We start from the raw sequence: 10,731 nt of genomic DNA, 5'->3' as shown, positions 1-10,731 counted from the left end.
GTGCGTCGGGCGAAGGTGGCGGAGACCGCGTAGGTCCTAAAAGCTTCGCGGGCAAGCTCCGCTCCCACAGGGGGTCATGGTCGTACACAAAAATCAGGTACGACTCAACCCCCCCCTTGTGGGAGCGGAGCTTGCCCGCGAAGAGGCCCTCAAGATCGCCGACAGTTCCATGTGCTGGCCACGATCCTATTGGTTCCGCCTTGCCCCCATGCTTTTATTCAGCCCAAGGCGAACGCCGAATCACCTCGACAAAATTCATCGGCTTGAACGTCGCATCCTTGTCCTTCAGCACATCGGTCTTCACATTGCCGAACGTGGTCAGCGGCCGATGGCGCAGCCCCTCGGCAAACGCACAGATGATGCACTCCTTGAATCCTTCGCCCCGTGGATGCGCATGCACCACCGCTTCGCGTTGGGCGCTTGGAAAGGCGGCGTAATCCATCCCCAGTACATCCATCTCCACCCCGGCGGTGACCAATGCCACCGTCGGCCGCAGATGCTGCGGCACCCCCGGTGTGGTGTGCAGGGCAATCGACAGCCAGACCTGCTCGATATCGTCATCCGACAATCCGTAGGGCTTCATGAATACCTTGGCCGCATTGGCACCGTCGACTTCGAAACGTTCGTCATCGCTGCGGTGACCTTCCACCAGGCCGACGTCGTGGAACATCGCGCCGACGTACAACAGCTCCGGATCGTAGGCCAGTTGCTTGCGTTCGCCGCTCAGGGCGCCGAACAGGAAGACCCGGCGCGAGTGGTGGTAGAGCAGATCGCTTTCCACGTCGCGGATGTATTCGGTGGTGGCCTTGGCCAGGGCGCTGTCGGGGATCTTGATGCCAGCAATACTGTTGCTCATGTCGGGACTTCCTCTGGGGGAGCGCGCGGATGGCGCCGATGGGTTCAGTCTGGCGCCGGGGCGAGATGGCAACAATCGACACAAGGTGGCGAATCCAGCCATTCGGGGTGGGTTCCGTGCCAGCGTGCGCGCGTGATGGAAGTGGCTGTCGCATCGGCTGGAGGCTTGCGTTACCGTAAGGTCGACCCCGATAGGGTCTGGTGTTGGAAGCGAAATCTCGAAAACACTGTGTCCCCTGCAGGAGCAGGGCTTGCCGGCTCCCAGGGGATCGCGTTCAACCTTGGTCGATTGGCAGCGAGGCCCGCCCTATGACCCGAACCCTTGCCGTTGTGGTGTTCCCCGGCGTCCAGGCCCTGGATATCAGCGGACCCATGGACGTCTTTGCCGAAGCCAACGACTTCCTGCCTCCTGAGGCCCGGTACCGACTGGAAGTGATCGGCGTCGAGCGCGGCTGGCTGGCCTGCTCCAACGGCCTGGCGATCCAGGCGCATCGGCATTTCAGCGAGGCCACGGAACGTTATGACCTGTTGCTGTGTGCCGGTGGGCCGAGCTTGCCCGGGCTGGATTTCGGTGATGCCTTCCACACCTGGCTGCGCGCGGCCAGCGCCCGTGCCGGGTGCTTCGGTTCGATCTGCAACGGCGCCTTCATGCTGGCCCGGGCCGGATTGCTCGACGGGCGCACGGTGACCACTCACTGGAGTGATGCGCTGGCGTTGGCGGTGTTGTGTCCGACGGCGCGGGTCGAGGCCGATCGTTTGTATGTGCAGGACGACCGGCTGTTCACTTCGGCGGGGGTGACCGCGGGGATCGATTTGTCGTTGTACCTGCTGTCACAGGATCACGGTGCGCAGGTGGCGCTGAAGGTCGCCAAGCGGCTGGTGGTATTCACCCAGCGTTCGGGTGGGCAGTCACAGTTCAGTCCGTACCTGGCGCCCCATGCCGAGGCGTCGTCACCGGTGGCTCTGGTGCAGCAGTATGTGCTGGCGCACCTGACCGGGGACTTGAGCATTGCCGAGTTGGCGCGAGCGGCGAACATGAGTGCGCGGAATTTTTCCCGGGTGTTTGTCCGCGAGACCCAGGTGACGCCGGCGGAGTTTGTCGAGCGGGCCAGGGTGGACGCGGCGCGGGTGATGCTGGAAAGCGGCGGTGCGCCGTTGAAGAGCGTGGCTTACGAGTGCGGTTTTCGCGATGCGCACCATATGCGCAGTGTGTTCCAGCGACGGTTGGGGGTGACGCCACAGCAGTTCCGGCGGCATTTTGCGGGGTTGCTCTAAGTCAGGTGGTGTCTGGGAGGACGCCTTCGCGGGCAAGCTCCGCTCCCACAGGGGGAGGCGGGTCGTACCTGGTTTTTGTGTACGACCGAGAACACTGTGGGAGCGGAGCTTGCCCGCGAAGAGGCCGGCCGCCGTTGCGCAAATTGAAGGCCTCAGGACTTGAGGCTGTCGTACGCCTCCAGCGCATGCAACGAGTAGATATAGGCCGCACCGGCATTCAGCGAAATCGCCGTGGCCAGGGCGGCGGCAACTTCTTCACGAGTGGCGCCAGCCTTGATCGCTGCGTCGGTATGCGCGCCGATGCAGCCATCGCAACGGGTGGAAATCGCCACGGCGATGGAAATCAGCTCGCGGGTCTTGGCGTCCAGTACATTGTTTTCCGCCGCCGCCTCACCCAGTTTCATGTACGCCTGGACCATCTTCGGATTGGATTTGCCCAAGGCACCAAAGGCATTCTTGAGGGTGGGCAGCAGTTCGGACCAATTGAGAAACATAGTGGTAACTCCTGAAAGGCTAAGGGTAGAGTGGCTTGGCAACGGGCTCAGTCTCCCTTGTCAGGTGTCGTCACTTTTGTTCGATTCACTCAAGGTTTTGTCCAAAAGGCGCAAATGAACTCGATCGATAAACTCATCACCCTTGCCGGCGTACGCGGCTGCCTCGACCTGCGTTGCCAGTTGCAGGGTGACTGGGCCATGGATCACGGGCAGGAAAGCGTCGGGGTCGCGCCTTATCACCTGGTGCTGTCCGGCGACTGCCTGGCCGAATTGCCGGATGGCAGCTCGTTGCGCCTGCACGCCGGCGATATCCTGGTGCTGCCTGGCGGCGGTAGTCACCTGTTGCGCAGCCAGGGGCAACGGGTGGCGTCGACGGCGATGCGGATCAGTCATGCTGGTCTGTTGCCGGTGCATCGTTTCGGTGCTGAACGGGCGGACCTGGACCTTCTCTGTGGCCGTTTTCACTATCAGCGCGAGTCGATGTTGTTCGCCGCCTTGCCGAAGTATTTGCTGATCTCCGGCCGGGAGTTGCAGGCCAACGGCCAGTTGGCGGCACTGGTGAGCCTGCTGCGGGTGGAGGCCGATGGCGACCAGGCCGGGGCGCGGTTTCTGGTGGATGCGCTGTCGTCGGCGTTGTTCACGTTGATCCTGCGGGCCTATCTGCAACAACAGCAACCTGCCAGCGGGACCCTGGCGTTACTGGCTGACAAGCGCCTGAGCCGGGCCTGGCAGGCCATGCTCGAGGAACCGGCCCATGAGTGGACCATCGAGGCCCTGGCGGCGTTGGCGAATATGTCGCGGGCGACCTTCATGCGCGCGTTCGCCGCCGTGGCCGGGGCATCACCCTGGGTGCTGCTGACGCAGGTGCGGATGGAGCTGGCGTACGGTTTGTTGAGCCATTCGCACCTGGGCCTGAGCGACATCGCCGTCCAGGTCGGGTACCAATCCCAGGCCGCATTCAGCAAGAAGTTCAAGGCGATCTATGGCGAAGCGCCAGGGCGCCTTCGCCGGGCTGCAGGCTGGACCGCCGCTTGATGTGATGGGGATGCTTGTCCTCTGGTCCCGGACTTCCTGAACCGGATGTCCTCAGGCAAACCAGCCTGCCACCCACACTCATCACTTACCTGGCAGCAGCTTCAGAACACTGCGGGTATTGGCCGACACCTCCACCTCATCCAAACGCACCTGCTCATACCCACCTTCGATATAGGTTTGCGCCTGGTCGTCATAATACTTGTCGAACAACACCCCGCTTTGTCCCACCGGGTTGATGGTCAGGCTGTGCGCCGGATCGGCGAAGTCGATAAGTCGGCGGGTCGAAGGCCCGTAGCTCACCGCCCAGGGCGCCGGGCCGATTTTCGCCGACAGATTGTTCGGTACTTCATGACTGCCCGGTGCATCGAACGGCCCGACATTGAACAACCGGTCCAGTGGCTTCTGCCGGCCCAGCGGATGTTCGTGGGTCAGGGTATGGGCATTGCCCCACACCCAACGGCTCGGGTCGTCGCCATAGAGCCCCTTGAGGTGGGCAATACTCGCTTGCCAGGCGGTTTTCACCGTCTCGGCGCGGCCCTTGCCCCACCACGGCGAATGCTCGTCGGCCGCCAGGCGGGGCAGGGCGGCGTCGACCGCGCGGGTGCTCAGCAGCGCATGGAAGTAGTCATCGCCGAGCTTGTCGTGCATCGCGGTATAGGTCAGGTCATAGAGGAACTGGGTGAACAGCGTGGCACTGGTGGAGCTCATCGGGTAGTCGCCTTTCCACTGCGCCAACTGCTCCACCAGCTTCAATTCCAGCGGGTCTTTCACTACTTCGCGCAGCACCGGCAGCAGCGGCTTGAGCAGACGCGGGCCGTAGTCGGTGGTGGTGCCCAGTTGCAGCTTCTGGCTGTTTTCCAGGTTCCAGCGCACGCTGCTGTTGCTCAATTGTCGGTTCAGTTGCTGGCCGCGATCGGCGAGGTTGTAGTAACCGGGAATCTCCATGCCGGTGGGTGACACCGGCTGGGCGTTGGCCGAGACGATATAGCCCCGCGCCGGGTTCTCTTCCTGGGGGTTGGCGCTGAACGGATAGAAGCCGTTCTTGTCGGCATCGGCGGTGCTGCCGTCGAGGATGAAGCCCGGGTTGACCCCGGCCGGGCGCTTGGGCAGCAGCGCCGCCGCCCACCAGCCGATATCGCCCTTGGCGTTGGCCCAGACCACATTGAGCCCCGGGGCCTGGATCTTCGACGCGGCCGTACGGGCCTTCTCCAGGGTGTCGGCACGGTTGAGCTCATAGAAAGCCTCGAGGATCGGGTCCGGGGTGTCGAGAAAAGCCCACCACATCGCCACCGGCGCGGTTCCGCCATTGCTGCCCAGGGCATCGTTGACGATCGGGCCGTGGGGCGAGCGGCGCAGGGTGATGGTGACCGGCGCCTCGCCCTTGACGGCGATCTGCTGCTGGCTGCTGGTCATCTCGACCCACTGGCCGTGGTACCAGACCTGGTTGGGGTGGTCCGGGTTGGTCTTCTCGGCGACCAGATCGAGGTCGTCGTTCTGGAACATGGTCAGGCTCCAGCCGAACGCCTGGTTATTGCCCAGGAAAGCGAAGGGCACCAGCGCCTGGTGATAGCCGTACAATTCGAAGTTCGGTGCCGAGAGATGCGCCTCGTACCAGACCGAGGGCGTCGAGAAATGGATATGCGGGTCGCCGGCCAGCAGCGGCTTGCCGCTCTTGGTCCGGCTGCCGGACACCACCCAGGCGTTGCTGCCTTCGAATTGCGGCAGGCCGGCGTGTTCCAGGGCCCGGTCGCTCAACTGGGCGAGAGCACCAAGGCTCTTCCAATCGGCGTCGGCCAGCGGCGCCGGAGTGCCTAAGGCGCCTTGAGGACGCCATTGCAGGTCGAAGACCTTCAGGTAGTCGGCACCGAGTTTGTCGCGCACATAGGTCAGCAGCGGCTCGGTGCGAAAGGCCGCGGCGAAGCTGTAGGCCAGGTAGCCGGCGATGCTGATGGTGTCTTCGGCGGTGAACGGTCGCTTGTCGATGCCCAGGAGGTCGAACTCCACGGGTCTGGCATGGCTCGCCTGATATTGGTTGATGCCGTCCAGGTAGGCTTGCAGGGCCTTCCAGCTGGGCGACTGCTTGTCGAGCTGGGCGACGTACTGGTCGGCCCGTTCGCGGATGCGCAGGCCACGGAACAGCTTGTCGGTGTCCACCAGCTTGGGCCCGAGCACCTCGGCCAGCTCGCCACGGGCCAGGCGGCGCATGATTTCCATCTGGAACAGTCGGTCCTGGGCTTGCACGTAACCCAGGGCGCGGTAGAGGTCGGCGTCGTTTTCGGCGCGGATATGCGGGACGCCACGGTCGTCGTAGCGCACCGTGACCGGCCCTTGCAGGTTCCGCAGCGTGACCTGGCCCTGACGCATCGGCTGCTTGCTCTGGACGTACCACAGGCCACCCCCGGCAATGGCAGCGATCAGGACGGCGAGAACGGTCAGGCTGCGTTTCATGCGTGAATCCTTGTGGCTGCCGGGACTGGGCCGGGAAGGTTTAGCACAGGAGAGTATGGGGGTACATCGGCCGAACGTGCGATTACTGTAAAAAGTCTGGTTCGCCGTGGGGTGCTGCGATTTTTTGGCACAGAACGCATGACTGATGTGGGAGCGGAGCTTGCCCGCGAAGAGGACCGTGAGACCGCTAAAAGCTTCGCGGGCAAGCTCCGCTCCCACAGGTACTGTGCCCTTACAAGGGATCGTGTTCGGGCGGCAGCCACGGGCAATAGCAGCCCACTGCCATGTTATGGGTGGCATTCACCGCGCGGCCTTCGCTCAGCGCCTGCAGGATCGGCTCGATAAAGCTGTTGCTGGAGTTGCAGGTGGCACCCTGGCTATAGGGGCCAAAGTAAGCCAGCTTGCCGGCGCGGTCCCAGATCGCCACCGCCGGACTGACCGTCAGGTGCTCGGCCCCCGGTAAGCCGGGCAGCGCCTTGATCGCACTCAAGGTGGCCGGCAACTGACCGTGGGTTCCAGGCTTGTGTACCGAGTAGAACTCAACGCCCAGCGGCGCGAACCGCTCGATCAGCTCCCCCAGATGCTGCTGGTTGCCGACATTGCACGGGCAGGCCGGGTCCCAGAAGTGCACCAGGCGGATCGGCCCCGGCCCGGCCAGCTCCGCCGGCAGGCTCAGGCTGTCGCCGGCGAACAGCGCGGTCTGCTCGCTGAAGGCGCGGATATAGCGGCCCTGGAACCAGTCATAGGCGAACCACAGCCCGATCGCGCAGATCAAGGCGAGCAACCCGGCGAGTAATGTCTTGTGACGCATCTGGGGCATGACGATTGTGTCCTCGAAGGTCGCGTAGCTTGCCATGCCTGCCCTGACAGATGAATATCGCAGGTCTGTAAAACGCCTTCGGCGTTGCCGTGTCTTGACCTGGAAAGCCTATGCCCGCCACCTTTGCCGCCGATTCCCTGCGTTCCAGCCTGCGACCCTTGGCCGCGGCGCAGCCGTTATCGGAAGAGGCACGAGCCTATCAGCGTTTCTATGGCCTGGACTTGCCCCAGCGCAAATCGCCTGTCGTCAGTCGCCTCGGTCGCTTCAGCAGCGGCACTTTCGAGCTGGCGAGCCAGCTCTGGCTGCCGCCCGATCCGGTGGCGACGCTGTTCCTGCTCCACGGCTTCTACGACCACATGGGGCTGTTCCGCCATGTCGTCGACTGGGCGCTGGACCAGGGGTTCGCGGTGATAGCCTGCGACCTGCCGGGTCACGGCCTGTCCAGCGGCGAACGGGCCAGCATCGATGACTTCGGCCGATACCAGCAAGCGTTGCAAGACCTGTTCGGCGAGGCCCGTACCCTCGGCCTGCCGCAACCCTGGCATCTGTTCGGCCAGAGCACCGGCGGCGCGATCATCATCGACCACCTGCTCCGGCACGGTCGCGACAGCCCTGTCCAGGGCCAGACGATGCTGCTCTCGCCGCTGGTACGGCCACGGGCCTGGGGCTGGTCGAAGTTCAGTTATTACCTGCTCAAGCCCTTCGTCAAAGGCATCGCCCGGCGTTTCAGCGAGAACACCAACGACCCGGCGTTCATGCCCTTCCTCCAGGCCGACCCCCTGCAACCGCAACGGCTGCCGACCGCCTGGGTCGGTGCCCTGGCCCGCTGGATCCCCGGCATCGAAGCCGCGGCGCAAAGCCCGCGCCGACCGCTGATCGTACAAGGCGAGGCCGACATGACCGTCGACTGGGCGCATAACCTCGACGTGCTGCGCGCCAAGTTCGACCATCCCGAGGTACTGATGCTGCCCGGCGCCCGGCACCACCTGGCCAATGAAATCCCGGCTTATCGCGAACGCTACTTCCGCTTTCTCAGCGAGCACCTGCAGCCATGACCCAAGAGTCCGCCATGACCGACCGCCTGCCGCAACGCGCCGACTACCGCCACTTCCAGCCGATCATCACGCGCTGGCACGACAACGATGTCTACGGTCACGTCAATAACGTCACCTACTACAGCTTTTTCGACACGGCGGTGAACACCTACCTGATCGAACAGGGTGGCCTGGATATCCATGACGGCGAAGTCGTCGGTTTCGTGGTCAGTTCGGCCTGCGACTATTTCGCCTCGATCGCTTTCCCCGAGCGTATCGAGATCGGCCTGCGGGTCGGCAAGCTGGGCAACAGCTCGGTGCAATACGAACTGGCGGTGTTCAAGGCCGATGAGGACGACGCCTGTGCCGCCGGGCGCTTTGTCCACGTATTCGTCGATCGCGCCTCGAACCAGCCGGTGACGATCCCGGCTGCCTTGCGCGAAGCCCTTCAGTCGTTGAGCTGAATGATCCCTTCACGCACCGCGAACAGCACCAACCCGGCAATATCGTGAATCCGCAGCCGGTGCATGATCTGCGAGCGGTGCGCCTCCACGGTCTTGACGCTCAGGCCGAGCCCCACCGCGATGGAGCGGGTGGTCTCGCCCCGGGCGATCAGCCTGAGGATCTCCAGCTGCCGCGCCGTCAGCGCGACCTGGTTGGCGCGGATCGGCTGGCTGTGGGCCTGGCGCACCGCCTGGTCGACCACCAGCGGCACCACGGCCGAGGACAGGTACTGGCCGCCGTGGCGCAAGGCCTTGAGCGCCAGCTCCAGCTCCAGCACCGTGGCGTTCTTCAGCAGGTAGCCGTGGGCCCCCAGTTGCAGGCACTTCATCACGAAGTGGCTGTCGGTGTGCATCGACAGCATCAGCACCTTGCTGCACGGCGCGCGTAGCGACAGTTCCTTGAGCGCCGCCACGCTGTTCATGCGCTCCATGGACATGTCCAACAACACGATATCCGGCTTGAGCCGTGAGGCCAACTCGATCGCCGCCTGGCCATCGCCCGCTTCACCGACGACTTCGTATTCTTGTTGTTTCTCCAGCAGTGCCTTCATGCCCGCGCGAAACAGCGGGTAATCGTCGGCAAGCAGTATTCGACAAAGCATAAGCTCAAGCCCAATGACGCAAAGGGAAGGGCGCAGCCGCCTTGGCGGCGCTGCGGTGGTTTATGTCGGGTTCAAGGGCCGGATGCCTTGTATCTGGCTACTGAGCGAAACAACACGTCCACCGATGGCGAGTGCCGGTTGACTGGCGGGCCGTCGAGTGCCTTTCCGGCAGATGTTGAACGATGACAATTTCCAGGCCGTCATGCGATAGCGGTTGAGTCGGCTACTCACGCGACCTTCGCGTCGGCTACGGCCGCCGCCGGCGGGGCGTGGAAACAGCGGTGGCTTCATAGGCGTTCGTAGACCGCGGGGTCGAGCAGCCGCAGCGGTACGTCGAAGCCGTGGATGTTTTCCGCATGACCGATGAACAGCAGTCCGCCGGGACGCAATCGTTTGACCAAGCGTTGCACGATGCGCTGCTTTTCGTCGTTGTTGAAGTAGATCAGTACATTGCGCAGAAAGATCACGTCGAACAGCCCCAGGTCATCGGGCAGCGGCCGGACGAGGTTGATCTCGCGCAGTCTGACCCGTTCGCGCAGGGCGCCCTGGACCCGGAAGTGTCCGCCCATGTCACCCGTGCCGCCAAGGCAATGGCGGTGCAGCCAGTCCCGGGGAAAGTACTTGGCCTGCGCCATGTCGTAGATAGCGGCGGCGGCCTTCTCCAGCATGCTTTGGCTCAGGTCGCTGGCGAGGACCGACCAGTCGCTGTTGTGCAAATGCTCCTTGGCGACCATGGCCAGGCTGTAGGGTTCTTCGCCGGAAGAGCACGCCGCGCTCCAGAGTTTCAGCGGACCCTGCTGACCGGCCAGCCAGCTGCCGAGATAGTCGAAGTGCGGATGCTCACGGAAGAAATAGGTTTCGTTACTGATCAACAGTTCCACCAGCCGCCGCCGCTCCTCGACGTTTCGCGGTTGGTCGAGTAGGGACAGGTAGTCGGCGTAACTGTCGAATCGGTAATGCTGCAGGCGCACAAGCAGGCGTTCGGCCATCATCGGTCTTTTGGTCGGCGCCAGGATGATACCCGAGGCGTTGGCCATAAGCTTTTGCAGCTGGCGGAAGTCGCTGTCGTCCAGGGTGGGCAGCCTGAGCTCGCGGGACATTTCAGCAACTCCGGGCTTCGAACTGCACGGCGAGTAACGGTGCCAGATGCGCTGTGTCGGCGCCCGGCACACTGCGGAAGCCTGACAGGGGCAGATTCCATTGTTCGCCACTGCGCATCGCTCAGTCCTCGTCCGGGGCGGCGGGGTAGAGCGATTCCAGATTCAGCAGGATCAGCTGTTCGTGCACCCCGGGCGCGACCCGCGACACGGTGGTGGGTTGGTCGATGGACGACAGGCCCCGTTGGATCGCCAGGAGCAGTTGCGCGCCAGCGCAGTCCAGTTCGTTCAGGTCACTCAGATCCAGTTGCCAGGGGCCCGTCGGCAGCGGCAGCAGGGCGAGCAGTTGAGCGCGGGCCTGGTCGACCTCATTCAAGGTCAGTTCCCCCGTCAGCTTCAGTTGTGCGGGGATATCGCCCCTGGCGGATATCAGTGAAAACATGGCGTGGTCATCCGGACAACCCTTCCATGGCTACCGACCGTGGCTGTGGTCGGAGAAGGGACTGACTGACGAACAACCCGATACTACTCAGCCCGATGCCTAGCCAGACTCCAAAATAAATCCGCA

11 protein-coding genes are annotated in these 10,731 nt (G+C 63.6%); 4 read left to right on the top strand and 7 right to left on the bottom strand.

The features are described from left to right. Positions 1-214: 214 nt before the first annotated feature. A complete protein-coding gene (locus M5B99_RS22785) occupies positions 215-856 on the bottom strand; it encodes an HD domain-containing protein (protein WP_248806124.1) in 642 nt (213 codons plus the stop codon). 308 nt (positions 857-1,164) lie between these two features. On the opposite strand from M5B99_RS22785, the gene M5B99_RS22780 reads away from it, so the two are divergent. Further along, positions 1,165-2,130: a GlxA family transcriptional regulator gene (locus M5B99_RS22780; RefSeq protein WP_248806123.1), complete on the top strand. Its 966-nt coding sequence runs from the start codon at positions 1,165-1,167 to the stop codon at positions 2,128-2,130. A gap of 152 nt (positions 2,131-2,282) precedes the next feature. On the opposite strand, the gene M5B99_RS22775 is transcribed toward M5B99_RS22780, so the two are convergent. Then, positions 2,283-2,624, bottom strand: coding sequence for a carboxymuconolactone decarboxylase family protein (locus M5B99_RS22775; RefSeq protein ID WP_248806122.1), 342 nt, complete (start codon positions 2,622-2,624; stop codon positions 2,283-2,285). A 114-nt stretch (positions 2,625-2,738) separates the two neighbouring features. Between M5B99_RS22775 and M5B99_RS22770 the strand changes: the two genes are divergently transcribed. Further along, entirely contained in the window at positions 2,739-3,659 is a 921-nt protein-coding gene (locus tag M5B99_RS22770) for an AraC family transcriptional regulator (RefSeq protein ID WP_248806121.1), read from the top strand. 81 nt (positions 3,660-3,740) lie between these two features. Here M5B99_RS22770 and M5B99_RS22765 read toward each other — a convergent pair whose 3' ends face one another. After that, positions 3,741-6,107, bottom strand: coding sequence for a penicillin acylase family protein (locus M5B99_RS22765; protein ID WP_248806120.1), 2,367 nt, complete (start codon positions 6,105-6,107; stop codon positions 3,741-3,743). 232 nt (positions 6,108-6,339) lie between these two features. After that, a complete protein-coding gene (locus M5B99_RS22760) occupies positions 6,340-6,927 on the bottom strand; it encodes a DUF6436 domain-containing protein (protein ID WP_248806119.1) in 588 nt (195 codons plus the stop codon). Between the two features lie 110 nt (positions 6,928-7,037). Between M5B99_RS22760 and M5B99_RS22755 the strand changes: the two genes are divergently transcribed. Beyond that, entirely contained in the window at positions 7,038-7,982 is a 945-nt protein-coding gene (locus M5B99_RS22755; protein WP_248806118.1) for an alpha/beta hydrolase, read from the top strand. Positions 7,983-7,996: 14 nt separating this feature from the next. Further along, positions 7,997-8,425 (top strand): acyl-CoA thioesterase, encoded by a 429-nt coding sequence (locus M5B99_RS22750; protein ID WP_248806125.1) that lies wholly within the window; start codon positions 7,997-7,999, stop codon positions 8,423-8,425. Here M5B99_RS22750 and M5B99_RS22745 read toward each other — a convergent pair. The 3 genes from M5B99_RS22745 to M5B99_RS22735 form a co-directional block, all read right to left on the bottom strand. Beyond that, positions 8,410-9,066, bottom strand: a complete 657-nt coding sequence (locus M5B99_RS22745) for a response regulator transcription factor (protein ID WP_248806117.1) — start codon at positions 9,064-9,066, stop codon at positions 8,410-8,412. The genes M5B99_RS22750 and M5B99_RS22745 overlap by 16 nt on opposite strands. 287 nt (positions 9,067-9,353) lie before the next feature. Beyond that, positions 9,354-10,166, bottom strand: coding sequence for a CheR family methyltransferase (locus M5B99_RS22740; RefSeq protein ID WP_248806116.1), 813 nt, complete (start codon positions 10,164-10,166; stop codon positions 9,354-9,356). Between the two features lie 121 nt (positions 10,167-10,287). Then, positions 10,288-10,605, bottom strand: coding sequence for an STAS domain-containing protein (locus tag M5B99_RS22735; protein WP_248806114.1), 318 nt, complete (start codon positions 10,603-10,605; stop codon positions 10,288-10,290). Positions 10,606-10,731: the final 126 nt, after the last annotated feature.

Source organism: Pseudomonas sp. MWU13-2100, from assembly GCF_023242365.1.
Classification (GTDB): domain Bacteria; phylum Pseudomonadota; class Gammaproteobacteria; order Pseudomonadales; family Pseudomonadaceae; genus Aquipseudomonas.
Note: the sequence above shows the minus strand (reverse complement) of the source record. Positions and strands in the feature narration are given on the sequence as shown.